The organism is Kibdelosporangium banguiense (assembly GCF_017876405.1).
Classification (GTDB): Bacteria; Actinomycetota; Actinomycetes; order Mycobacteriales; family Pseudonocardiaceae; genus Kibdelosporangium; species Kibdelosporangium banguiense.
This window is the reverse complement of the sequence record NZ_JAGINW010000001.1, coordinates 8,491,719-8,516,253: the sequence shown is the minus strand read 5'-3', so window position 1 is coordinate 8,516,253 and position 24,535 is coordinate 8,491,719. Positions and strand designations below refer to the sequence as shown.

23 protein-coding genes and 1 pseudogene are annotated in these 24,535 nt (G+C 66.9%); 8 read left to right on the top strand and 16 right to left on the bottom strand.

The genetic code is table 11. The annotated features are described in order from the left end of the window. Positions 1-97: 97 nt before the first annotated feature. The 3 genes from JOF56_RS38650 to JOF56_RS38640 all read left to right on the top strand — a co-directional run bounded on the left by JOF56_RS38650 (position 98) and on the right by JOF56_RS38640 (position 4,726). Positions 98-1,405 carry a jacalin-like lectin gene (locus JOF56_RS38650; protein ID WP_307855449.1) on the top strand — a complete coding sequence of 436 codons (1,308 nt, stop codon included), beginning with the start codon at positions 98-100 and terminating at the stop codon, positions 1,403-1,405. Then, positions 1,402-3,183 (top strand): cellulase family glycosylhydrolase, encoded by a 1,782-nt coding sequence (locus tag JOF56_RS38645; RefSeq protein WP_209644364.1) that lies wholly within the window; start codon positions 1,402-1,404, stop codon positions 3,181-3,183. The genes JOF56_RS38650 and JOF56_RS38645 overlap by 4 nt, the downstream gene beginning before the upstream one ends. Positions 3,184-3,322: 139 nt before the next feature. Then, entirely contained in the window at positions 3,323-4,726 is a 1,404-nt protein-coding gene (locus JOF56_RS38640) for a beta-N-acetylhexosaminidase (protein WP_209644363.1), read from the top strand. A gap of 12 nt (positions 4,727-4,738) precedes the next feature. On the opposite strand, the gene JOF56_RS38635 is transcribed toward JOF56_RS38640, so the two are convergent. From JOF56_RS38635 to JOF56_RS38600, 8 genes are all read right to left on the bottom strand, one after another. Then, entirely contained in the window at positions 4,739-5,500 is a 762-nt protein-coding gene (locus JOF56_RS38635; RefSeq protein ID WP_209644362.1) for a GNAT family N-acetyltransferase, read from the bottom strand. A gap of 229 nt (positions 5,501-5,729) precedes the next feature. Beyond that, positions 5,730-6,848, bottom strand: a complete 1,119-nt coding sequence (locus tag JOF56_RS38630) for an ABC transporter ATP-binding protein (RefSeq protein ID WP_209644361.1) — start codon at positions 6,846-6,848, stop codon at positions 5,730-5,732. Between the two features lie 13 nt (positions 6,849-6,861). Beyond that, positions 6,862-7,803, bottom strand: coding sequence for a carbohydrate ABC transporter permease (locus JOF56_RS38625; RefSeq protein WP_307855448.1), 942 nt, complete (start codon positions 7,801-7,803; stop codon positions 6,862-6,864). A 9-nt stretch (positions 7,804-7,812) separates the two neighbouring features. Continuing rightward, positions 7,813-8,790, bottom strand: a complete 978-nt coding sequence (locus JOF56_RS38620) for a carbohydrate ABC transporter permease (RefSeq protein WP_245378552.1) — start codon at positions 8,788-8,790, stop codon at positions 7,813-7,815. Then, the gene (locus JOF56_RS38615) at positions 8,787-10,220 is read right to left on the bottom strand and encodes an ABC transporter substrate-binding protein (RefSeq protein WP_245378551.1); all 1,434 of its coding nucleotides are present in this window, start codon (positions 10,218-10,220) and stop codon (positions 8,787-8,789) included. Before JOF56_RS38615 ends, JOF56_RS38620 begins: the two co-directional genes overlap by 4 nt. Positions 10,221-10,523: 303 nt before the next feature. Beyond that, on the bottom strand, positions 10,524-11,180 hold the full coding sequence (locus tag JOF56_RS38610; RefSeq protein WP_209644360.1) for a hypothetical protein: 657 nt from the start codon (positions 11,178-11,180) through the stop codon (positions 10,524-10,526). Positions 11,181-11,220: 40 nt separating this feature from the next. Beyond that, positions 11,221-12,909, bottom strand: a complete 1,689-nt coding sequence (locus JOF56_RS38605) for a putative bifunctional diguanylate cyclase/phosphodiesterase (RefSeq protein WP_307855447.1) — start codon at positions 12,907-12,909, stop codon at positions 11,221-11,223. A 74-nt stretch (positions 12,910-12,983) separates the two neighbouring features. Next, complete coding sequence (locus tag JOF56_RS38600) at positions 12,984-13,355, bottom strand: hypothetical protein (RefSeq protein ID WP_209644359.1); 372 nt, start codon at positions 13,353-13,355, stop codon at positions 12,984-12,986. A gap of 67 nt (positions 13,356-13,422) precedes the next feature. Here JOF56_RS38600 and JOF56_RS38595 point away from each other — a divergent pair, with 67 nt between their 5' ends. Beyond that, on the top strand, positions 13,423-14,208 hold the full coding sequence (locus JOF56_RS38595) for a glycerophosphodiester phosphodiesterase family protein (RefSeq protein ID WP_307855446.1): 786 nt from the start codon (positions 13,423-13,425) through the stop codon (positions 14,206-14,208). A gap of 21 nt (positions 14,209-14,229) precedes the next feature. Here JOF56_RS38595 and JOF56_RS38590 read toward each other — a convergent pair. After that, positions 14,230-14,592 (bottom strand): annotated as a pseudogene (locus tag JOF56_RS38590) (transglycosylase family protein); the annotation flags it as partial. 179 nt (positions 14,593-14,771) lie between these two features. Here JOF56_RS38590 and JOF56_RS38585 point away from each other — a divergent pair. Together JOF56_RS38585 and JOF56_RS38580 are read left to right on the top strand one after the other, a co-directional pair. Further along, a complete protein-coding gene (locus JOF56_RS38585) occupies positions 14,772-16,166 on the top strand; it encodes an MFS transporter (protein ID WP_307855445.1) in 1,395 nt (464 codons plus the stop codon). Positions 16,167-16,524: 358 nt separating this feature from the next. Continuing rightward, the gene (locus JOF56_RS38580) at positions 16,525-16,869 is read left to right on the top strand and encodes an RNA polymerase-binding protein RbpA (RefSeq protein WP_033391943.1); all 345 of its coding nucleotides are present in this window, start codon (positions 16,525-16,527) and stop codon (positions 16,867-16,869) included. A 72-nt stretch (positions 16,870-16,941) separates the two neighbouring features. Here the strand turns inward: JOF56_RS38580 and JOF56_RS38575 are convergent, their stop codons facing one another. From JOF56_RS38575 to JOF56_RS38545, 7 genes are all read right to left on the bottom strand, one after another. Next, positions 16,942-17,871, bottom strand: coding sequence for a PLP-dependent cysteine synthase family protein (locus JOF56_RS38575; RefSeq protein ID WP_209644356.1), 930 nt, complete (start codon positions 17,869-17,871; stop codon positions 16,942-16,944). A 6-nt stretch (positions 17,872-17,877) separates the two neighbouring features. Next, a complete protein-coding gene (locus JOF56_RS38570; protein WP_209644355.1) occupies positions 17,878-18,636 on the bottom strand; it encodes a polyprenol monophosphomannose synthase in 759 nt (252 codons plus the stop codon). 11 nt (positions 18,637-18,647) lie between these two features. Then, positions 18,648-20,225, bottom strand: a complete 1,578-nt coding sequence (lnt, locus tag JOF56_RS38565; protein ID WP_209644354.1) for an apolipoprotein N-acyltransferase — start codon at positions 20,223-20,225, stop codon at positions 18,648-18,650. Between the two features lie 225 nt (positions 20,226-20,450). Beyond that, a complete protein-coding gene (locus JOF56_RS58540) occupies positions 20,451-20,612 on the bottom strand; it encodes an ATP-binding cassette domain-containing protein (protein WP_307855444.1) in 162 nt (53 codons plus the stop codon). Positions 20,613-20,638: 26 nt separating this feature from the next. Continuing rightward, positions 20,639-21,532 carry an ABC transporter permease gene (locus tag JOF56_RS38555; protein ID WP_209644353.1) on the bottom strand — a complete coding sequence of 298 codons (894 nt, stop codon included), beginning with the start codon at positions 21,530-21,532 and terminating at the stop codon, positions 20,639-20,641. Further along, positions 21,529-22,365, bottom strand: a complete 837-nt coding sequence (locus JOF56_RS59690) for an ABC transporter ATP-binding protein (protein WP_307855443.1) — start codon at positions 22,363-22,365, stop codon at positions 21,529-21,531. The genes JOF56_RS38555 and JOF56_RS59690 overlap by 4 nt, the downstream gene beginning before the upstream one ends. 8 nt (positions 22,366-22,373) lie before the next feature. Next, positions 22,374-22,754: a GntR family transcriptional regulator gene (locus JOF56_RS38545; RefSeq protein WP_209644352.1), complete on the bottom strand. Its 381-nt coding sequence runs from the start codon at positions 22,752-22,754 to the stop codon at positions 22,374-22,376. Positions 22,755-22,832: 78 nt separating this feature from the next. Here JOF56_RS38545 and JOF56_RS38540 point away from each other — a divergent pair, with 78 nt between their 5' ends. Continuing rightward, positions 22,833-23,816, top strand: a complete 984-nt coding sequence (locus JOF56_RS38540; RefSeq protein ID WP_209644351.1) for an RNA polymerase subunit sigma-70 — start codon at positions 22,833-22,835, stop codon at positions 23,814-23,816. Between the two features lie 83 nt (positions 23,817-23,899). Then, on the top strand, positions 23,900-24,508 hold the full coding sequence (locus JOF56_RS38535) for a dihydrofolate reductase family protein (RefSeq protein ID WP_209644350.1): 609 nt from the start codon (positions 23,900-23,902) through the stop codon (positions 24,506-24,508). Positions 24,509-24,535 lie beyond the last annotated feature (27 nt).

Here is a 24,535-nt window from a genome sequence, read left to right as displayed (position 1 = left end):
CACGCGGGTCTGGTGCCCGCTGATCTCGCGAGTTACCGTACCCAACGCGAGCATCTCTCACGTTTTAGTCACATTAGGCGCGAACAAGGGACACCCTGTGGCAAGACCGTTCCTCACCGTCACCCTGACCGCGGCACTCCTGCTGGCCCAGGCCGGCGCACCAGCCGCCCAGCAAACCGTCACCGGGAACTTCTCGGTGCTCACCTACAACGTCGCCGGCCTGCCCGAAGGCCTCTCCTCCGGCCACCCGGCCACCAACACCCCACTGATCAGCCCCCGCCTTGCCCCCTACGACGTGGTCAACGTCCAGGAGGACTTCAACTACCACGCCGCCCTCTACGCAGGCGACAACCATCCACACCGGACCCCCACCAGCGGCGGTGCGGCCTTCGGCGACGGCCTCAACACCCTGTCCGACCACCCCTTCACCGAACTCACCCGGGTCAAATGGGCCAAGTGCAACGGCACCGACTGCCTGACCCCCAAAGGCTTCACCTTCAGCCGCCTGCAACTGGCCGAAGGCGTCTACGTCGACCTCTACAACCTGCACCCCAACGCCGGCACCACCAACGCCGACCTGGCCGCCCGGCGAGCCAACATCACCCAGCTCACCGACTACATCGTCGCCAACTCGGCAGGCAACGCCGTCGTCGTCATGGGTGACACCAACACCCGCTACACCCGCGCCGAGGACAACATCCGCGAACTGACCAGCCGCGCCGGCCTCACCGACCCCTGGGTCCAGCTGATCAAGGGCGGCCAGCCACCCGCGGCAGGCAGCCCCGCACTGCTCTGCGACCCCGCCAACGTCACCAACTCCTGCGAGGTCGTCGACAAGATCCTCTACCGCGGCAACAAGTTCATCAACCTCACCGCACGCTCCTACAACAACGAGAACGCCGCGTTCCTCGACAGCAAGGGCCAGCCGCTGTCCGACCACTACCCGCACACCGTCGGATTCGACTGGTCACTCAACACCGGCATCCGGATGAGCGACCAGTTCGGCGGACCCCACGGCACCCCCTTCACCGACGTCGACCACATCAGCAGCGGCACCTCCGCACGCTCAGTGACCCTGCGCGGCGGCGACCGGCTCGACCAGATCGGCCTCACCCTCACCGACGGCACAGTCCTGCGCCACGGCGGCACCGGCGGAACCGAATCCACACTGACCCTCAACGCCGGCGAACGCCTCACCTCGATCACCCTGACCCAGGCCAAACACAACAACCGCACCCGCATCTTCTCCGCCCAGATCACCACCGACAAAGGCCGGACCCTCACCGCGGGCAAACCCACCAGCGACACCGTCACCTACACCGCCCCGCCCGGCTGGCACATCACCGGATTCACCGGCCGCAGCGGCGACGGCGTCGACAAACTCGGGGTGATCTACCAACCATGAGAATCATCGCCGCATTAGCCCTGCTCTGCCTGCTGATCACACCCGCACAGGCAGCCGCGGCCACCGATCCGGCCTGGTACGACAACGCCACGATCACCGTCGACGGCGGCGTGTTCCGCGACGAACACGGCCGCGAAGTCGTCCTGCGCGGATTCAACGTCTCCGGCGAGGCCAAACTCGCCGAGAACAGGGGCCTGCCCTTCGCCACCCTCGCCGACGCCCAGGCCTCGGCAGCCGCCATGCGAAAGCTCAGCGGCGCCAACGCCGTCCGGTTCCTGATCACCTGGGCCTGGGTCGAACCCCAGCCCCGGCAGATCGACTACCAGTACCTGGCCAAGGTCACCGAACAGATCACCGCCTTCACCGGCCAGGGCATCCGCGTCTACCTCGACTTCCACCAGGACCTCTACTCCCGCTACCTGTTCAACCCCGGCAGCTGGTACACCGGCGACGGCGCCCCGGCCTGGGTGGTGCGCGCCGGCGGCTACCCGCAGGAATCCTGCGGCCTCTGTTTCCACTGGGGACAGAACATGAAGAACAACAACGCCGTCACCAGCGCGACCTACGACTTCTGGCACAACCGCGAAGTCACCACCACCGCCGGGCCGATCAGGATCCGCGACGAGTTCCTGTACCAGGCAGGCGAAACCATGCGGTACCTCAAGGAGAACCTCTCCCCCACCGCGTTCCGCCTGATGCTCGGCGTGGACCCGCTCAACGAGCCCTACGCCGGCCGCTACGACTCAAGCCAGACCAGCCTCACCTGGGAACGCGACCTGCTCTGGCCCTTCTACCAGCAGTTCCGCCAGAAAATGGACCAGACCGGCTGGACCGCGAAGCCGGCGTTCGTGGAACCCCTGGTGTTCTGGAACCAGAACGTCGACTTCTTCGCCGAACCAGGAGGACTGACCTCGGTGCCCGCCATGGGCTCCCGATACGTCTTCAACTCCCACTTCTACGACGGCAAAGCACAGTCCGGCGTCCTGAAACCCGGAAACGCCAACGACGGCGAATACACCCGCGATTTCGGCACAATCCGTGACCGCGCCCAGGCCCACGGCACAACCGGGATCGTCTCGGAGTTCGGCCACCCCATCGCCGGCTTCACCTCCGACAAGGCACCCAGCGTGCTCAAGGCGATGTATCAGGCACTGGACTCCAGAGTGAACGGTGCCAACTGGTGGTCCGGCGCAGCCGGCTCCGGCCGCCCATTGTCAGGCAGCCAATGGCACTGGGACATCTACTACGGCCGGCACCACGAGCTGATGAACGACAACCCGGACAAGGTGCGCACCGAGGGCGACGCCATGAACGACGAGCACTTCTCCGCAGTCCGCCTTGCAACCGGCGGCTACGTGTTGAATGTGGACAGTCGCATCGTGGACCGGGCCTTCCCCCGCGCAGTCGCAGGCAACACCGTCGCCTTCACCTACGAGGACCGCGCGGTGGCAGCCTGGAACCGTATCCCCGACTCAATGCCATCCGTCCGCCAACTCGTCGGCACAGGCCAATACGCCGTCCTCGTCTGGCGCTCCAACGGCGGCACAGCACCCACCGAGATACACCTACCAGCCTCATTCACCCGTACGAACACAACGGTGGTAAGCGACGTCAGCTCGTCCATCGCACCGGAACCCGGCGAGTCCGGCGTCAACCGCCTGCTCCTGCCCACAACCGACACCGGCAAAGTCCACTTCGCACTGATCACGAACGGCGGCGGCCCGCAAGGTTCGGCCCTCACCGAGCTCACCACCTGGGCAAACACCACAGCCCGCTGAAACCCCCGGACGCCAGGAGTACTCCCCTCCTGGCGTCGGGGCTTCTTTTAGGGGTATTTTCGTCACTGGAGATTGTACTGTGGTCGTAGTCTTGAATACAGTGGTGTGATCGTGTCGTGAATCTTGCTAGAACCTGCGTATGACCTTCAGTGTTGTGCCTGTTCCGGCTGAGATTCGGCCTGTGCCGCAGGAGAGCTTCCAGATCACCGCCGCCACCCGGGTTCGAGCGCTTGGCGCGGCCTCCCCCGTCGGCGCGTACCTCTCGGAGATCCTTGCGATCCCCTCTGGGGCTGACGGTGAGATCTCCCTCGAGATCGGTGAGACCGGCGTGGGTGATGCCGGGTATCGGCTCGATGTGAGCCGTGCAGGTGTTGTCCTGACGGCGAATACCGGTACTGGGTTGTTCGCCGGGGTGCAGACGTTACGGCAGATCACCGACGGGCAGGGCCTTGTTCAGGGCTGTGAGATCCTGGACTATCCGAGATTCCGGCATCGGGGCGCCATGCTTGACGTGGCGCGGCACTTCTACTCCCCCGCCGAGGTCAAGCGGTACATCGACCAGCTTGCCCAGTACAAGATCAATGTCCTGCATCTGCACCTTACCGACGATCAGGGCTGGCGGCTGGACATCGAGAGCTGGCCCAAGCTGGCCACCATTGGCGGCGCCACCCAGATCGGCGGCGGCCCGGGTGGCTGCTACACCCAGGCTGAATACCGCGACATCGTTGCCCACGCCACCAGCCGGCACATCACCGTGATCCCGGAGATCGATATCCCGGGCCACGTCAACGCCGCCCTTGTCGCCTACCCGGAACTATCCTGTGACGGCGTCGCTCCCCTGCCGTTCACCACGACGGGAACCGCGACAGGCTTCAGTTCCCTGTCCACGGACAAGGAAATCACGTACCGGTTCGTCGAGGACGTACTCACCGAAGTCGCGGCCCTCACGCCCGGCGAGTATCTGCACATCGGCACCGACGAAACCCACGCCACCCCAGGCGAGGGCGCCCAGAACTTCATCAGGCGCGTGCTTCCCATGGTCACCGGCCTCGGCAAGAAAGCCATGGGCTGGCACGAGATCCTCAAGGCCACGCCGGACGCCGTGGCCCAGTTCTGGAGCAAGAAGGCGCCCGATCCCCTCGTCACCGAGGCGGCCTTGAACGGAACGAAGATCCTGCTGTCCCCCGCGAACAAGGTGTACCTCGACATGAAGTACACCCCCGACTCCCCTATCGGCTTCAAATGGGCCGGCTACATCGAACTCCGTGACGCCTACGACTGGGACCCCGGCACATACCTTGATGCAGTTCCCGAAGACGCGATCCTCGGCGTTGAGGCTCCACTGTGGTCGGAGCACCTCAGGTCCCGTGACGACCTCGACTTCATGGCCTTCCCCAGGATCGCGGCGGTCGCCGAACTCGGCTGGTCACCCCGGTCCGCCCACGGCTGGGAGAACTTCGCGACGCGGCTGGCTCAGCATGGACCCCGATGGGAAGCCGAAGGCATCGCGTTCTACCGCTCACCCCAGATCCCCTGGGCCTAGCCCCTGGACCGATCAGGCCCGTTCGAAGCAGTGAGAGTGGCCGATGACGGAGAAGCCGCGGCGCTCGTACCAGTGTCGCGGCCAGTCCGCCGCATCAGCTGTCAGGAACCGGGTGTCGCAGTCCTTGTCCGCGGCCAGGCGCAAGGCGGTGGCCAGCACGGCATCGGCGTAGCCGCGCTTGAGGTGGGCCTCTGAGGTGATCAGGTCCTCGATCTGGGCTGTGCCGGTTGCCGGGTCCAGATAGAGGTCGGCCCATGAGGCGACCTCGCCCTCTTCCGTCCGGGCACCGATGAAACTCACGACGTCGGCCCCGCGGCGGCGAGCCTCGCGCCGGTCGACGAGGTGGCGTATGACCTCGTCGTCGGCATTCGGAAGGATGTCCCGCCATCGCCGGGCGAGCGGGACACGTATCGCGTCGAGGTCCATCTCCTCCGCGGCGCCGTCGGCCGGCACTGGGCCTGTGTGCAGCATGACCAGATAGGTGGAGTGGGTGTATCCGGCCCGGATCATCGGCCCTGCGCACGCCAAGGCGACTTCGTTGTCAAGGACGGAGACCAGTCGATGTGGCAGATGCCCCAGTGCCTGCTCCGCAATGGCGGGCAACGTCTCGGAATCAACGGCCGTTTCCACGATGACCTGGTTGTTCGAACGGGAATGTGCGAAGGCGTCGTCATATACGGCGAACCCGCCCGGGAGCTCTGCGATGCGCGCGGCCTGGCGGCGGGCGAAGGCCGACAGGAAGGAGTTGATCCGCTGCAGTTCTGGCTTCGGCATGGAGGGAGGGTAGGCAGCTGTGGACCATGGCCGCCTTTGAATTATCCCCGGCAGGGCGGACCTTCAGGCCACCACTTCCGCTTCGGTGTTGTGGCTCCTACCGTCCAGGCTTCTTTGTCCGGTTATTTTTGTCATGACGATATACACTGTGGAAGTAGTCATGAATGAAGTGGCCGAGCGATCATGGAAAAGCCCGGGCCTCGACAGGCCCGGGCTCCCCTGGGCCGGATCACGCGTCCGGCAGGCGCTCCCCTGAGTTCTTGTCGAACAGGTGCACGGCGCCGGCCCGTGGGCGGACGCCGAGCTGCTGTCCCCGCTGCCACTCCGACATGCCAGGCGTGCGGACGACGATCGGGTGCGGGGCCTCCTGGTGTTCGATGTCCTCCCCCGCCGCGACCAGTTTGGCGTCCGACGAGCCGTACAGGTACTGGTCGGAGCCCAGCTCCTCCACTGCCTCGATGGTGACCGACAGGCCGTCCGCGGCGTCGACGACGTCCCAGCCTTCAGGCCGGATCCCGACGATCACTTCACCGCCGGTCAGGGCCGAGCGCTGGCCCGGTGTCAGCGGGATCGTGGTGCCGCCCAGGGCGATGCCGTCGGCCGTGACGTGAGCCGGGATCAGGTTCATCGCAGGCGAGCCGATGAAACCGGCCACGAACACGTTGCGGGGCTTGGAGAACAGCCCGACCGGGGTGTCGCACTGCTGCAGCAGCCCGTCGCGCATCACCGCGACCCGGTCGCCCATGGTCATGGCTTCGACCTGGTCGTGGGTCACGTAGATGGTGGTCGTGCCCAGCCTTCGCTGCAGGGACGCGATCTGCGTGCGGGTCTGCACGCGGAGCTTCGCGTCCAAGTTGGACAGTGGTTCGTCCATACAGAACACCTGGGGCTGACGCACGATGGCGCGGCCCATCGCCACCCGCTGGCGCTGCCCACCGGACAGCTTGGCCGGCTTGCGTTCCAGGTACTGCTCCAGATCCAGCAGCTTGGCCGCCTCGGCGACCCGTTCGTCGCGCTCGGGCTTGGGCATCTTGGCGATCTTGAGGTGGAACGCGATGTTCTCGTGCACCGTCATGTGCGGGTAGAGCGCGTAGTTCTGGAACACCATGGCGATGTCCCGGGCCCGCGGCTCCACGTCGGTGACGTTCTTCTCGCCGATCCAGATCTCCCCGCCGTCCACGCCTTCCAGGCCGGCGAGCATGCGCAGCGTGGTCGACTTGCCGCAGCCGGACGGGCCGACCAGCACGAGGAACTCCCCGTCGGCAACCTCCAGATCAAGCCCGTCGACCGCGGGCGTGTCGTTGCCGGCGTAGTACCGGGTCGCGCCCCGGAACGAGACCGTAGCCATCTTGGAGCTCTCCCTACTTTCCGGCGCCGAGCGTGAGGCCGGTGATGATCCGACGAGCGAGCAGGATGTACAGCACGAGCATGGGCAGCACGATGATGGCCACCCCGGCCAGCAGCCCGCCGTACTCCGACTGGTAGGACGCGGCGTTGTAGAAGGTGAACAACGCCCGCGCCAGCGTGAAGTTCGCGTTCTCCTGCAGGAACACGATCGCCAGCAGGGTCTCGTTCCACAGCCCGATGGCGTTGAGGATCAGCGCCGTGATCAGCCCGCCGCGGGCCAGCGGCAGCATGATCGAGAAGAACGTGCGGGTCGGCGACGCGCCGTCGATGGCCGAGGCCTCCTCCAGCTCGTCGGGCAGCGACCGGAAGAACCCGGTCAGCAGGAACACCGTGAACGGCAGCGACAGCGCGATGTAGATCAGCGCGAGGCCGAACAGGTTGTTGTTCAGGTCCACTTTGGACATGGCGATGAACAGCGGGATGATCACCGTCTGGAACGGCACGCCCATCCCGATCGCGATGAACCCGGTCAGCGGCCCCGATCCACGCACACCCAGCCGGGACAGCGCGTAGGCCGCGGGCGCCGAGATCAGCACGATCACCACCGAACAGACCGCCACGAGCACAACGGTGTTGAGGAACGCCGTGCCGAACTCCGCGCTGTCCCACGCGTAGACGAAGTTGCGGAACGGCGTGCCCCGGGTGAACAGCTGGCTGGGCAGCCCGAGCGGGTTGCGGAAGATCTCGATCGGCGTCTTGAACGCCGCCGCGATCAGCCAGTACAACACCACCAGGTTGAACAGCGTGAACAGCCACACCACGGCCAGGCCGATCACCCGCAGCGGGCTGACCCGCTTGGTGCCGGGCGCGGGCTTGGGCCGCCGGGGCGCCTTGCGGGCCGGCGGCGGTTTGACTCCCGGGCCCGTGGAAGACGTTGACAATGCGGTGGTCGACACTGCTGCCTCTCAGAACTGGATGGCGTCGCGGCGCATCAACCTGCGCAGCGCCACCACGAACACCGACACCAGTGCGATCATCACGACCGCGCACGCACAGGCCGCGCCGTACGCGGGCGTCCCGCCGAACGACCGGTCGAACACGAAGATGCCCAGCGTCCACGTGTGGATCGGCGGGGCGTACGTTCCCGAACCGGCCATCACGAAGACCAGCTCGAAGATCTTGATCGCGTTGATCGTCCACAGCACACCGGCGATGCCCACCACGTCCCACGTCAGCGGCAGCGTGATGTTGCGGAACTTCTGCCACGGCGACGCCCCCGCGATCGAGGCGTCCTCGTACAGGTACGGCGGGATCCGGTCGACCGCGGCCATCAGGATCGTGATGTAGAACCCGGCGGACGCCCAGATGATCGACCCGAGCACCACCCATGTGACCGAGTCGGCCTCGAGGAACTTCACCGACGACAGGCCCACGCTCTCCAGCAGGTAGTTCGCCAGGCCCTGCCGGTTGGGCTGGTAGCGGTAGACCACGCCGAAGAACATGCCCAGCGCCACCGGCGCGACGATGTTGGGGAAGAACAGGATGGCGCGCACCATCTTGTTGCCCCGCATGTCCCGCAGCACCATCGTGAACAGGAACGCCAGCACGAACGTGCCGACGCCGCCGAGCGTGATGTAGATCAGCGTGTTGACAAAGGAGTTCTGGAACCCTTCGTCGCCGAACATCTGCATGTACTGCGCGAACCCGTTGAACTCCGGCGTGTCGCCCGCACCGCGCCAGTTGGAGAAGCTGAGCACCACGGTCGCGAGCGTCGGGACGATCAGGAACAACCCGTAGAGCACGAGCGTGGGCGCCACGAACGGCCAGAACAGCCGCTTGCGGCGGGCGATGTGGGCGGCCTGCCTGCTTTTCTCGACACCGCCCCCTCCTGCCTCCGGCTTGTCACCGGAGGCAGGAGGGGTTGCCAGACTGCTGGCTGTCATCCGCGGTTCTTCCAGAAGTCCGCGGTCTTCGGCCCGATCTGGTCGATGAATTGCTGAGCGGTGATCTTGCCCTTGAGCAGGTCGTTGTTCAGCGGGTAGAAGACGTTCTTGACGTAGGTGCCCTCATAGAGCGAGTCGATCGAGTCCATGAAGATGACCTTCTCCTTCTTGGAGTCGGTCAGCGCCGCGTTGAGCTGCTTGAGGTCGTCGGGCACCGGCAGCTCCGCGCGGGGCGCGAGGTTGTCGGCCACGGCCGGGATGCCCCGGGCGAGGTCCTTGTTGGCGAAGTACGCGATGAACGCCTTGGCGGCTTCCGCGTTCTTGGCCTTCTTGGTCACCGTCCAGCCGATCGGCAGGAACTCGATGGTGTCGTGCGTGGCGCCCTCGGGCTTCGGGAACTGGAACGACCCGTAGTTGATGGTCGCGCCGCCGCCCTGCTTGCCCAGGTACTCACGGGTCTCCGACGGGCCCCACGAGCCGACGAACAGGAACGCGGCCTCGCCGTCGGCCCAGCGCTGCTGGATCTGCGGGAACTTGCCGGCGTCCCAGCCGTCGAGGAAGTAGCCGCCCTTGGCGATCTTCTCGACGTACTGCGCGGCCTTGAGGAAGCCCGCCTCGCTCTTCCACTGGTTGCCGGTCTTGTCGTCGACCGCCTTCTGGATGCCGCCCGCGCCGACGTACTTCTCGGCGATCTGGGTCAGGAAGTAGGCGTTGTAGAAGTCGATGTCGCCGTCCTGCGCCAGCGCGCCGCCCGCCGCCTTGGCCTTGTCCAGCGCCGCGAACAGCTCGTCGGTGGTCTTGGGCTCGACGAAGTCCTTCTGCTTGTTCTTGTCGTACCAGAACCCGTTGGACAGCACCTCGTAGGGAACCGAGAAGAGCTTGCCGGCCTTGTCCTTGGCCTGCGGGATGTCGTAGAGGTAGCTGGGGGTGACGTCCTTGACGGTCTTGTCGCCCTCACCGACCTTCATCGTCAGCACGTCGTCGAGGCCCTGCGTGCCGCCCACGTCCACCACGGCGGCCTTGACCTGGCTGATGTCCTGGTCGATCAGGTCCGGCACGGTGTCGGTGTTCAGCGCGGGCGCGACGTTCTGGGTCAGGAACTTGCGGCCCAGCCACTGCACGTTGACCTTGACGCCGGCCTTCTCCTCGAAGCACTTGAAGGCCTTCTGCAGCACCCGGCCCTGCGGCTCGTCCTTGGTCCACATGGACCAGTAGGTGAACTCCTTCTGGGTCGGCTTCACGCCCGGCTCAGGGCAGGGCGCGTTCAGGTACTCCTGCTCGCCGACGAGCTTGCCGTCCTCGCCCGCCACGGTGCCGCCGCCACCGGCAGCCGGCTCGTTCGTCGAGCCGCACCCTGCCAGCACGAGCGAGACGGCCGCGGTAAGCACAAGAGCGGACGTGCGCCGCGTACCGCCATACATCGATCGCATCCAGTCACCACCTATGAAGCCTTGTTGGCAAGACGGACCAGCCGTCTTGCGCGGATGTGCAACTATTCCGGCAGTTTCAATCAGAAGTCAACACAAAGTTGCACTCTTGTTGCATTGGTCTGTACCAACTTAGCTCGCTGGCCCACCATGCCTGCCGGGCCCCCTCTTGTCCAGCCCCACGTAACCCGCTATAGGGACCGGTTTGTTCTTCATGTCCGATCGTCTCCGGCGCGTGGCCGCACCGGCACGGAAAGTGGACACGAACCGCGCCCGCACCGCCACGTGGACGCCCCATCGTCAGCCTCAATCGTTAGGGAATGTCCAACATCCTGGCACTCTTCGCCCGCAACGCGGACCTACAGCCGGGCGTCCCCAGCCGGCACCTTGCCCAGCCACCCGGCCGCGAGCCGGAGCCGGCCGCCGCCAGAAATCGGTGAACACCCACGGGTCGTCCAGTCCGAACTCGTCGTCGTCGAAGGCTTTGCCCATCTCCTGCGTCGCGACGGGCACAAAGTAAGGAGCGACCTGATCGGGTGTGCGGCCCGCGGCCTCGGCGACGATCGCGGGCCGGCCGGCATAGGCGGCTTTCAGTCGTGCGATTTCGCCGGAATCGTCGGTGAAGTAATCAGGCACCGACGCGAACCGGTCGAGCGTGCTGCCGTTGCGCAGCAACGAATGACACCAGTAGTCGCCGTCGTGGATTCTGACCGTGCTCACCAGCACGCCCAGGTCACGGGAAATGGACTCCACCGCGGCCAATTCGGTGAAGTAAGCCGGCCACAGGATCACTGTCCACCCATTCAGCGGTGGAAAGAACAAAACGTCGTCCTCGGTCACCGGCTCGGCGTTTCCCACCGGCCGCGCGGGCCAGGAACACGATTCGAAAAACCGGCCGGTGGCGGCCGAAACCGCGTCTTCGTTCTCCGTTTCGATCGCCGGGACCGTGACAAATTCACCCATGTGGGGACCTTAGTGGGTTCTTCCCGACCCCCGGCGCGCCTCAGGCGTTCTCGGCCCTGGCCCGGTTCTGCTCGGCGGCTTCTTCCATGGATTGGGGGCGCTGGGGCCAGCCGACGTTGGGACGGGCCAGCAGCGCGTTGAGCGGCTCGGGGCGGCCGAGGTGGAAGCCCTGGGCCACCCGCACGCCCAGCCTCGACAACGCCTGGACCTGGGTGGGGCGCTCGACCCATTCGGCCACCACCGACAGTCCCAGGCCCCGGGCGATGTCCACGATCCCGCTCACGAGCACTGTGTCGCGGCTGCCGTAGTCGATGCCGTGGACGAACTCGCCGTCGATCTTCAGGCCGGTGATCGGCAACTGCTTGAGGTGCACGAAGGACCCGAAGCCGGAGCCGAAGTCGTCCAGCGTGATCCGGCAGCCGCTGGCCCTCAGCTGCTGGGCGAGGCTGCGGGCGGCGTCCAGGTTGGTCACGGCCGCGGTCTCGGTGATCTCGAAGCCCAGCCGGCCGGGCGCCACGCCCGCGGCCGCGATCCGGTCGAGCACGAAGTCGCCGAAGTCCTCGTCCTCCAGCGTCCGCCCGGAAACGTTGACGTTGAACCGCAGGCCCGGGTACGGGTGCTCCACCAGCGCGTCGATCGCCGTTCCGGCCACCCAGCGGTCGATGTCCAGGACCAGGTCGCTGCGTTCGGCCGCGGGCAGGAACTCCCCCGGGCCGAGGCGCGGGTGCTTGTTGTCCTCCAGTCGCAGCAGCAGCTCATGCCCGACGACGCGCCCGCTGGCGAGCTTCACCATCGGCATGGCGTGCAGCGCGAAACCACCGTCCTGCAGAGCGCCGCGCAGACGGTCCAGCACCGAGACGCGGAGCGCGGTGTCGGTGTAGTGCCCCTGCTCGTAAACGGTGACTCTGTTACGGCCCGCGGCTTTTGACGCGTACAGCGCCAGATCGGCGTTCGCCAGGATCGCCTGCCAGCTCTCCCCCGAGTCGAACCGTGCCACGCCCGCGCTGATGGTCGTCCTGGCCGCCCCGGAACCGCCGCTGAGCGGGATCGCGGCCACGGCTGTACGCAACCTGTCGGCGACGGCCACGGCCTCGCGTTCGTCCGCGCCAGGCAGCACGACGGCGAACTCGTCGCCGCCTAGCCTGCCGACGATCTGGCCGTCGGTGAGCCGGTCGCGCAACAGGTTCGCCAGAGTGCACATCACGCGGTCGCCCGCGGGGTGGCCGCGCAGGTCGTTGATGTCCTTGAAGTTGTCCAAGTCCAGCAACAACAGCGCACCACGCACGCCCAGCGCCAGCTGCCGCTCGAGTTCCCTGGTCAGCGCGCGGCGGTTGGGCAGCCCGGTCAGCGGGTCCTCTTCCACCATCCGCAGCAGGTCCTCGTGCCGGTGGCCGAGCTTGGCCGCACGTAGTTCCTGGTCACGCCAACGGGTGACGTCCACGGCACGGAAGAGCAGCTCCTCCGCCAGTGCCGCACACGAGATCTCCAGCCAACGGTGATCCGCCTCGTCGCGGGAACGCCACGAGACCACAACGCTTTGGGCGGGCGCCTCGGGCGCGCCCGAGAGCAGCGCCGGGAGAGAACGGCCGACACTCTGCTCGGTGCTGAGCCCGAGCAGTTCGGCCATCCGTGGGTTGACCCACTTCACCCGGCACCGCTGATCGGTGACGGCGAACGCGATATCGCTGGCCGCCAGCACCTCGCCCGATGAGGCGCTGTCGTCACTCACTAACACCCTCGCAAGATCTTGACCTCAGCAAGTTGTCTCTGCATGCGCGCACGAAGCGTAGCCGACCGGCCCCTTTAGCGCAGACGCTCCAGCGCATCGGCTGAACGCAATATCTGTGCGGCCAACCGGCCGAGCTCCGCGGCGTCCGCCCCGTCCTGTGCCGCTGTCACCACATCCTCTGCCGCACACCGCAGTTGGAACAACCTGTCCTGCAGGTCCGCGAGCTCCGCCGTGGAAAGCACGACCGCGTCGTCGGGCAGGCCGCTGCGCTGCAGTGCCGACCGGCGCTCGTACGCCCGTTGCCGGCAGGGCTGAGCGCAATAGCGCCTCGGCCGGCCGACCCTGTCCTCTTCGGGCAGCCTGCGGCCGCACCAGCCACAGTGCTTCGGTTCCGCGCGCATGAAGTCCCGAGGCGCGCCGGATTCCGTCCCGGTAACCACCGTCATGACATTCGACCGTATCTGGACATCGCGCCGCCACCCATCCGCCACGCCGCCGGTGCACACTCATGATGTGCGTGACCACGATTATCTGGCCGGACCGTACCCGCGGGCCTTTGCCCACCGCGGGTGGCATGTCGGCGATCTCAAGGGCATGGAGAACTCGCTCAGCGCGTTCCGCCGGGCGGTCGACGAGGGCTACCAGTACCTCGAAACCGACGTGCACGCCACGGCCGACGGGGTCGTCGTGGTGCATCACGACTCCTCGCTGGACCGCACCACCGACACCCGTGGCCTGGTCGCCGGGCTGCCGTGGCGAAGTGTGCGCAGCGCCAAGATCGCCGGCCGGGAGCCGGTCTGCCGGCTGGAGGACCTGCTCGAAGAGCTGCCCGACGCGTTGCTGAACATCGACGTGAAGTCGGACGCCGCGGTGGAGCCGGTCGTGGAGACGTTGCGCCGCACAGGAGCGGTCAACCGGGTCTGCCTCGCGTCGTTCTCCGACTCCCGGCTGCAGCGGCTACGCGCCAGAGTCGGGCCCCGGCTGATGACCTCGATGGGTCCGAGGTCCGTGGCCGCGCTCTGGGCCGCCGGACGGGTGTGGGCGCCGCGGGCGTGGCGCGCGATCCGCGGCCGGATGGCGCAGGTGCCGGTCAACCAGGGCCGGTTGACGGTGGTGGACCGCCGGTTGGTCAGTGCCGCGCACCGGCGGGGCATGGAGGTTCATGTGTGGACGATCGATGAGGCCGGCCAGATGCACCAGCTGCTGGACCTCGGGGTGGACGGTCTGGTGACCGACCAGCCGGGGATCCTGCGTGACGTGCTGCGTGCCCGGGGCACCTGGCCGGCGGCGGTCAGGTGACGGCCGGATCGGCCAGGGTCAGATGTATGCGGACTCCGCATATGTCGGGACGCGCTTGCTTCGAGCGTCTCTGTCCTCACGCAGTTTGAGCTTGCGCGCGCAGCTCCACGGCTGCCAGCCACGCATCCGGTAGAGGTACAGCGCCCGGTAGTCCTGCTCGTCCGGGCTTGCCAGGTGCGGGCTGCCCTGCCCGCCCACGCTCTTCCACGTCGTCATCGTGAACTGGTACGCGCCGAAGTGCTTGCCTTTGGCGTCGTAGCGGCCGCCGGACTCACATGTCCGTAGCCGTGCCCAGTCGCCGTGTGCCGGATCCGCGACAGCCTCCCCTGCCGGTGTTGTGAGTACGCCTGCCATCAGGAAAACCATGACCAGCCGTTTTCTCATGGGTCCCGAAGCTAGGTCACAGCCGCATCACGTGCCTCACGAGTCACTCGGTCGTGAACATTTGATACCGCCCTGGCATCGCATCGTGGCGCGGGTCACCCGGTCGTGAATCCGACCAGTACAGTCCGCGTACCACTGGACCTGGAGGGACTGCGTTGAGCGCCGAGCAAGTAAGTACCGTGGACGGGACACGGGACCGCAAACGAGAACAGCGGGGCTGGGTCTGGTACGACTGGGCGAACTCCGTGTTCCCCACGTCGGTCACGACGGTCTTCGGCTCGCTCTATCTCACCGCGGTGGCCGCGACCGCCGCAGAGGCAGACACCGCCCGCAACGGCCCCACTCCCTGCCCAGGCGGGGACAGGCTGCGTGACTGCGACATCTCGGTGTTCGGCCTGGAGTTCCCGGCCGGGTCGCTGTGGGGCTACCTGCTCTCGTTCGCCACGGTGATCCAGGTGCTGATCGTGCCGCTGATGGGCGCTGTGGCCGACCGCAGCCACAACAAGAAGCGGATGCTGGCGATCTTCGCGTTCGGTGGTTCGGCCGCGACCGCGTTGATGGCGCTGGTGACCGGGTCCAGCTGGGAGCTCGGCGCGATCCTGTTCGTGCTGGGCAACATCGGCTACGGCACATCGGTGGCCATCTACTACTCGTTCATCCCCGACATCGCCAACACCGACGAACGCGACGACCTGTCGACGCGCGGCTGGGCGTTCGGCTATCTCGGCGCCGGTGTCGTGCTGGCGTTGCAGCTGGCGATCGTACAGTTCGGCGACTCGATGGGGATCTCGGCGGGCGACGCCGCCCGGATCGCGTTCCTGCTGTCGGGCATCTGGTGGTCGGCGTTCACGCTCATCCCGCTGCGGCGGCTGCGCAACCACGTCCCGACGCGCCCCCACGAGCCTGGCACCAACGTGTTCACCTCGGGGTTCAAGGAGCTCGGCGCCACGCTGAAGTCCGCGAAGGCGTTCCCGCTGACGCTGGCGTTCCTGGGGACGTACCTGATCTACACCGACGGCATCGCCACGGTCGCCAACGTCTCGGCCCAGTACGGCAGCGAGGAGCTCAAGCTCGAGCAGAACGTGCTGATCACCACGATCCTGATCGTGCAGTTCGTGGCGTACGTGGGTGGCATGCTGCACGGCCTGGTGGCCCGCCGGATCGGCGCCAAACGCACGATCATGTACAGCCTGGGCGTCTGGGTGGTGGTGATCGGCCTGGCGTACTTCGTGCAGGCCGGGCAGGCACTGCAGTTCTACGGCCTGGCGGCGGGCATCGGCCTGGTGCTGGGCGGGACGAACGCGCTGTCGCGGGCGCTGTTCAGCCAGATGATCCCGCCGGGCAAGGAGGCGCAGTACTTCTCGGTCTACGAGGTCGGCGAGCGGGCGACCTCGTGGCTGGGCCCGCTGGTGTTCGCGGTGACGTCCCAGACGACCGGCTCCTACCGGTACGCCATCATCTCGCTGGTGATCTTCTTCTTCGTCGGGCTGGTGCTGATGGCCTTCGTTCCGGTGAAGCGGGCGATCGAGGCGGCGGGCAATGCCGTGCCCCGCACGCTTGAAAGCAAAGCGTGACTTTCGATAAACGCAGTGTGCTGTGCCGTAATCGAATTCGGGCAACTACTTTTGGTCACCGATACAAGATCGTAAGACACCGTTTAGGGCCACAGCCCGGCGGGTACCTGTCAAACTTGGACTGACCTGTGACATAACTCCTCCGAACGGGTGAGATGTTGGTGTCGATTGTGGGATAACGCGTCACTTTCCCGCGCCGATTGCCTCCCTTAGGAGGAAGCTGTTGTTGACGGGTGAAACATGTCACTGTGCGCGACGATGTGCCGGGAGTAGGGAATCTCCCAGCCGTTCCGTTCGTTGCACACGGTGAGCAACACCCTGGCTCGAGGGGACTCGGGCCGAACGAAAGGACACCGCCATGGCCGACCGTGTTCTCCGTGGAAGCCGGCTGGGAGCGGTCAGTTATGAGACTGACCGGAACCACGATCTCGCGCCGCGTCGTACGGTTCGGTATGCGTGCCCGAAGGACCACGATTTCGAGGTGCCCTTCTCGGACGACGCCGAAGTGCCACCGGTGTGGGAGTGCCGTCTGCACGGTCTTGAATCCAAGATGATCGACGGGTCCCTGCCGGAGCCCAAGAAGGTCAAGCCGCCGCGGACGCACTGGGACATGCTGCTCGAGCGCCGGACTATTCCGGAGCTCGAGGACCTGCTCACCGAGCGGCTGGAAGAACTGCGCGGCCGTCGTAGCCGGACCGCGTAACGACCGGGTATCCCGCCACGCAAGTGCAGAAACCCGCCCAGACCTCCCGCCTGGGCGGGTTTTTCGTGCCCGCTAGCCGAACAGGCGGCAGGAGGACAGGTACTTCAGGCCGCTGTCGACCTGGACGGTCAGCACGCGGTGGCCGGTGCCCAGCCGGGCCGCCAGGCGAGCGGCGGCCACGAGGTTGGCGCCGGTGGACGGGCCGGAGAACAGGCCGAGCTGTGCGGCCGCTGTACGGGCCATGTCGAAGGCCTCGGCGCTCGTGACGGTGATGATCTCGTCGAAGTCGTAGGACTCCAGCAGGGGCGGCCAGAAGCCGATGCCGATGCCCTCGATGCGGTGGGTGCCGGGCTGCCCGCCGGAGAGCACCGGTGACTCCGCCGGTTCGACCGCGACCCGCAGCATGCCTGGGTACCGCTGACGCAGCGCGCGGCCCGCGCCGATCAGGCAGCCGCCGGTGCCCACCGAGACGCAGAACGCGTCGATATGGCCCGGCACCTGGGCGGCAACCTCGTAGCCCAGCGGTTTGTAGGCGTTGATCACCTCGGGATTGTGGAACTGGTCGGTGGCGTAGCCCTCGACCTGGTCGGCGACCAGCCGGGCGAGCCCGATCAGCTGCGGCCATAGCTCCGGCGCCAGCCCACCGGGTGGGCTGGCCACCAGGTCCACCTCGGCGCCGAACGCCCGCATCGCGGCCAGCTTCTCCGGCGCGAACGCGTCGGAGGTGACCACGCGCAGCGGATGGCCGGTCACGGCGCACACCAACGCCAGCGACGCGCCTGTGCTGCCGCCGGTCGCCTCCACCACGATCTGGCCTGGGCTGAGCCTGCCGGACTGTTCGGCGCCGCGGATCATCGCCAGCGCCATCCGGTCCTTGTAGGAGCCGGTCGGGTTCGCGGCCTCCAGCTTGACCCAGACCTCGGCGTCGTCGGGGCCGGTCAGCCCGTCCAGCCGCACTGCCCGGGTCCAGCCGATGCCGGCGAGCAGACCGTGTTCGGCCATAACCGCTCAGGCGGGCTTCTGGCCGCCTTTGACCAGGGACTTCAGCTGGTTTCCGCGCAGCCGGACACCCCACTTGAACACTCGCCACAGCGCCTCGCGCACAATCGCGCCATCCATCTTGGACACGCCGATCTCACGCTCGGTGAAGGTGATCGGCACCTCGGCGACGGTGAACCCGGCCTCCAGGGTGCGCCAGGTCAGGTCGATCTGGAAGCAGTAGCCGGCCGAGGCCACGTTGTGCAGCTTGACCTTCTCCAGCACCGCGCGGCGGAACGCGCGGAACCCGGCGGTCATGTCGTTGACCTTGGCGCCGAGCCAGATCCGGGAGTACAGGTTCGCGCCCTTCGACAGCAGGAACCGGCGCTTGGGCCAGTTCACCGTCTTGCCGCCGGGCACGTAACGCGAACCGATCGACAGGTCGGAGTCGTGCAGCGCGTCGATGATCCGCGGCAGGTCCTCCGGGGAGTGCGAGCCGTCGGCGTCCATCTCCACGACGACGTTGTAGTCCCGCTCCAGCGCCCACCCGAAACCGGCCACGTACGCGGCGCCCAGCCCGGCCTTCTCGGTGCGGTGCATGACGTGCACACGGTCGTCGGCGGCAGCCATCTTGTCGACGATCTCTCCTGTGCCGTCCGGGCTGCCGTCGTCCACCACCAGCACGTGTGCCTTGGGCAGCGCGGCGTGCAGCCGGGTGATGATCGGCGTGATGTTCTCCCGCTCGTTGTACGTCGGGATCACCACAAGCACCGGCTCGAGCTCCGCCATACGTTCCTCTCCTAGTCGTTTTCTGCCCGGCTCGAGTCAACGTGCCGACGCCGGATCCGCAGACCGATCGCCCACAGCCACGCCGTGAGGCCACCGGTGACCATGACACCTTCTGGCCAGGCCCCGATCCGGGTAGCCAGGGTAACGGTCGTCCTTTTGGCAACCGTGGCGACCAGCGTGTCGGCGGTGTACAGCTCAGTCTTACGGGTGACAGAGCCGTCCGGCTCGACGATCGCGCTGACGCCCGTCGTGGCCGACACCACCACCGCACGGCCGGTTTCCACGGCTCGCACGCGCGACATGGCCAGCTGCTGGTAGCTCATCTCCGTCCGGCCGTACCAGTTGTTGTTCGTGGGAACGGTGAGCACCTCGGCACCCTGCTTCGCCGCCTCGGTCAACACGTCGTCGTAGGCCACCTCGAAGCAGATGCCTACACCGAGTTTGGTGCCGGCCACGTTGAGTACCGGCGGCTCGATGCCGGGCAGCATGTCGGTCTGCCCGTCCACGAACGGAGTGAAAAATCGCGCGATCGGGCGAACCGGCACAAACTCGCCGAACGGCACCAGCTTGGTCTTGGCGTACTGCAGGCCGGGGCCGGTCCGCGGATCCCAGTTGATGATCACGTTCTGCGCGGCGCCGCCAGGGCGTTCGATCCGGGCCCCCACCAGGGTCGGTACGCCCAGGTCGGCGACCATCCGGCTGAGCGCGGCGTCGGCGGCCGGATCAGGCCCAAGGCTGGTGAAGGTCTCCGGCATGACCACCACGTCCGGCCGGGGCACGCGGCCGGCTTTGATGTCCTGTGCGAGCTGTTCGGCCCGCTGGATGTGGTTACGCCGCATCTCCGCGCCCTGGGTGAGCGCGCCGAGGCCTTCAGGCGCGTTGCCCTGCACGACGGCGACCGTGAGCGTCCCGTTCTGGGCGTCGGTGCCGACCAACGGCGTTGCGGCCAACCCGATGGCCACCGGCAGCACGGCCATCAACGCGGGCGCGATCCGCCGCCGGAACACCAGCTCCGCGAGCGCGCACCCGGTGAGCACGACGGCGAAGCTGAGCAACGGCGCACCGCCGAGCGAGGCCAGCGGCAGGTACCAGCCTTCCGGCTGGCCGAAGCCGGTCCGTGCCCAGGGGAACCCGCCGAACGGGAACCGGGCGCGGATGGCCTCGCTGGTGACGAACAGCATCGCCATCCAGACCGGGCCGCCCGGAAGTTTGCTGACCACGGCCATCCCGGCCGCGGGCACGGCGATCATCAGCGCGATCGTGACCGAGAGCCCCACCCACGGCGCCGGCCCGAACCCCTCACCGAGGAAGTTCTGCAGCCAGTACAGCACCGGCATGATGAACCCCATCGCGAACACGAACCCGTAGCCGAGTCCGGCCCGCGCCCGCTGATGCCTGATCGTTATGGCGAACAACGCGAACGCGATCGGCGCCAGCCACCACAACGACCGAGGCGGGTAACTCACATAGAGCAGTCCCCCACCCGCCAGCGCGGCTGCCGTACGCCAGATCACCGGATGACGCCGGACGAACGAAACCGTGCCGCGAGGAGCGGGCGCAGGTTCAGGCGTCATGGGAGGAGCGATCACACCGCTCAGCGTACGGCCGGTGGACGAGGCACTACCTGTCGGTCAGGTTGTGTGTCTCGTCGGCCCATCGGTCCAATAGAGAGGCGTCGTGCGAGATGTCGAGCACGCCTGCGCCCGTTTCGCTCTGATAGTCCCGGATGACCGCGACCAGTGCCGCCGTGGTGGAGGGTCGAGCATCGTGGTCATCTCGTCACACACGAGGTATGTGGACGGCCTGACGCAGGCTCAGCCTGGGGTGACCGTCAGGCCGTCGAGACTGACCGCACCGGCGAACGGCTTGAGCAGCAACGAGAGCACTCTGGCCAAAGTGGACTTCCCGCTGCCGCTGGGCCCGGCGGGACCCACCGTCTGGCCGGGTTCGACCCGCAACGAGACACCGGTGATCACCGGGGGCGTGGGTCGCTGACCCGCCCCTAGGTGAGCCTCCGGCGGGACGCGAACAGCCCGAGGGCCACCACTCCCCCGCTGAGCACCAGGAACAACGCCAGCTCGGTCAGCTGGAACCGCCAGAACTGCCCGGCCAGGTGCACCTCGCTGTAGGAGGCGACCACGCCCTTCTCCACCATGCAGTCCTTGGGGTCACGCATGGTCCGCGCGCAGTCGATGGGTGAGTACCCCACCTCGTTGCCCTTGGCGTCGAGATACCCGTAGCTGACCGTCATGGAGTCCCAGGGCTCCAGCCGGCTGGCGTGGTCGACCGGCCCTTCGTAGCGCGTAGGTGTGGCGTAGTGGGGACGAACCTCGTTGGCCACAGTCATGACAAGCACTGTGTAAGCAACGAGCGTGACCACCATCGCGGCCAGCGTGTTCCGTAGCAGGAGTCCCGCGGTGGCGCCGACGACGAACGCCAGCAGCGTGTACACGCCCACGGTCACGCCCTGGGTTTCGAACATCGTGGCAGCCATCCGCCCTGACAAGACAAAGTTCAACGGCGCCAGAGCCCACGCCGCTATCAGCCCGAGCGCGAACATCAGCAGTCCCGTGGTGCCGCCGGCGACCGCGAACTTCGACACCAGCCAGCGCCGCCTGCTGATCGACTGGGTCAGCCCGAAGATGTGGGTGCCCTGTTCGATCTCCCGTGCGAACAGCGGCGCTCCCGCGAACATGCCGAGCAACGCCGGCAGCACCAGCATCGCGAGCACGAAGTACTGCAGGAACTGGTTGTACTTCTCACTCACCACAGCCATGTCCGGCAACAGTGCGATCGCGTCCATCCGCACGTAGACGAGAATCGCCGACACCAGCAGGACGATGCCCAGGGTGGCGAGGATCTGCACGCGTTGCTGACGCCAGGTCACCCAGATCATGCCGCTACGTCCTTGTTCTCCTTGGCCGAGCGCAGGTAGCCCAGCGCGAGCTCCTCCAGCGAGGGCTCGTGCAGTTCCCATCCGGCCTCGGCATGGGTTGCGCGGGCGAGCAACGTCGCCTGCCGCGCGGTCGTACTGCTGTCCACAATGGAGGACGGCAGGGCGAGGTCGCTCGGCCCGATCATGATCCGGTGCTGCGACAGCAGGTCCTCGACGTCGCCGCACAGGTGGATGCGGCCGCCGGCGAGCAGCACCAGGTGATCGCACACACTTTCCAGGTCTGCCAGCACGTGTGAGGACAGCAGCACCGTCATCCCGGTGTCGGCCGCCTCGGCCATCAGGGCCTTCATGACCTCGGTGCGCGCCAACGGGTCCAGATCGGACAGCGGTTCGTCCAGCATGATCAGCTGCGGCCTGCGGCCCAAGGCGATCGCCAGCGCGACCCGGGTCCGCTGCCCACCCGACAACGTGCCGACCCGGGCATGCATGGGCACGTCGGCCTCCTCGACCAGCTTGGTCGCGTAGCCGTTGTCCCAGTCCGGGTTCATCGATTCACCGGCGCGCAACATCTCCGCGACGGTGAATCGCCGGTACAACGGCTTGTCCTGTGCCAGGAACGCCACCTTCTGATGCGCCCGCACATGCCCGGTGGTCGGCGTCAGCAGGCCGTTCGCCAGATGCATCAGCGTGCTCTTGCCCGCGCCGTTCGGCCCGACCAGCGCGGAGATACTGCCCGCGGGCAACTCGAACGTACAGTCCCGCAAGGCCCATCCCCTGCGGTATTGCTTGCCCAGCCCGGCCGCTTCCAGCGCGATCCCTGAATCCAGTCTCACAGTTCCCTCTATCGGTAATGGTCATCCAGCGCGGCCTTGACCAGCGCCATCACGTCTTCACGGTCAAGACCGCCCTGTTTCGCCCGGCGTACCCAGTCGCCGATCTCGTCACGCAACGGCCCGTCAGCGGCGTTCTCCGGCATGGCCAGGGACCGGGACACGAACGTGCCCATCCCCCGCCTGCCTTCGGCCAGTCCGTCCCGCTCCAGCTCGCGGTACGCCTTCAGCACGGTGTTCGGGTTGATCCCCGTGGCCGCCACCACCTCCTTGGCCGTGGGCAGCCGGTCGCCGGGCCGCAGCATCCCCAGCCGGAGCGCATGCTTGGTCTGATCGACGATCTGCTGGTAGGTGGCCACACCGGACCGCCGGTCGATCCGGAACTCGATCACCCCAACACCCTTTCACTAATTAACTAGTGAAAGGGTGTCACAGTGGATCACATCGCGTCAACAGGCAAAGATGACCGCGTGACCGACGACCAGCTGCTGAATGACGCCCGTCGTGGTGACGAGTCCGCCTTCGAGGTGCTGGCCGCACGGCACCGCCGTGAGCTGTACGCGCACTGCTACCGGATGCTCGGCTCAGTCCAGGACGCTGAGGACGCCGTGCAGGAATCCCTGCTCGCGGCATGGCGGGGACTGGCGGGTTTCGCCGGCCGCAGCTCACTGCGCACATGGTTGTTCCAGGTCACCACCAATGCGTGCCTCCGGCTGTCGGCCAAACGGCCACGCCGGATGCTGTCGTTCGAGCACGGCCCGGCCTTCACCCAGACCAGCGATCTCGGGCAGCCGGTGACCGGGCCGGTCTGGCTGGAGCCGTGGCCGGACGAGCCGGTCGACGACGAGCCCGATCCCGCAGCGGCCTACCTGCGCAGGGAGAGCGTCGAACTGGCCTTCGTCGCGGCGCTGCAGCATCTGCCGGGAACCCAGCGAGCCGTGCTGATCCTGCGTGACGTGCTCGGATTCTCCGCCGCCGAGGCAGCGGAGATCCTCGACACGACACCCGCGTCGGTCAACAGCGCGATGCAACGCGCACGCGCGACCGTCGATCAACGAATGCCCAAGCGCAGCCAGCAGGCAGAGCTGGCCACGCTCGGCACGGATGGCCAGCGAGAACTCGTGGACGCGTTCGTCGAGGCGTGGGAGCGGGCCGACGTCGACGCGCTGCTCGAGTTGCTGACCGAGGACGCCCAGTTCACGATGCCACCGCTGCCTGCCTGGTTCGACGGCCGCGAGAACATCCGCAAGTTCGTCACCGAGCGCATGTTCGCGACACCGTGGCGGCTGGTGCCGATCGAGGCCAACGGCCAGCCCGCGTTCGCCTGCCACCAGTACGACGGCGAGCAGTACCGGCTGGGTGCCGTCAACGTGCTGAGCGTGCGCGACGGCCGGATCTGCTGGATCGCGGGATTCGTCGACCCGGCCGTGACCAGGTATTTCGCAAAATCTTGAAAAATTTCCGGCCGGAGCGATGAATCCGGCGCGGGCGGTGTCTCTCAACGGGTGACAAGCACAACCCGAAGGGAACCACAGCTATGCGCAAGCTCATCGTCACCAACATCGTCTCCCTCGACGGCTACTTCGAGGGCCCCGGCGGCAACGTGATGGCACTGCCGATGGACGGCTTCTTCGACGCCCACAACCTCGAGCGGATGCGGGCCGCGGACACGCTTCTCTACGGCGCCAACACCTACCGCGGCATGAAGGGCTACTGGCCGCTGGTGGCCAACGACCCCACGGTCTCCCCCGCCGTGGCCGCCGACCCCGGCTTGGCCGGACTGCACCAGGAAATCGGCAGGCGCAGCAACGAGACCCCGAAGATCGTCGTCTCCGACTCGCTGACCGGACAGGACACCGCGCCGTGGAGCGACACGACGACCATCGTGCGCCGGGCCGACGCGCACAAGACCATCGAGGAGCTGAAAACCCAGCCGGGTAAGGACATCCTCACTTTCGGCAGCCGCGTGCTGTGGAACGACCTGCTCGATGCCGGGCTCGTGGACGAGCTGTACCTGATGGTCGGTAACACAGTGCTCGGTGGCGGTACCCCTGCGTTCGCACAGCCGCGGTCGCTGCGGTTGCTGGACACACGCCGGGCGGACGGTTCGGACAATGTGCTGCTGCACTACGAAGTCGCGCGATAGGGTGACTCTTCAGGACGTCACGTGTGG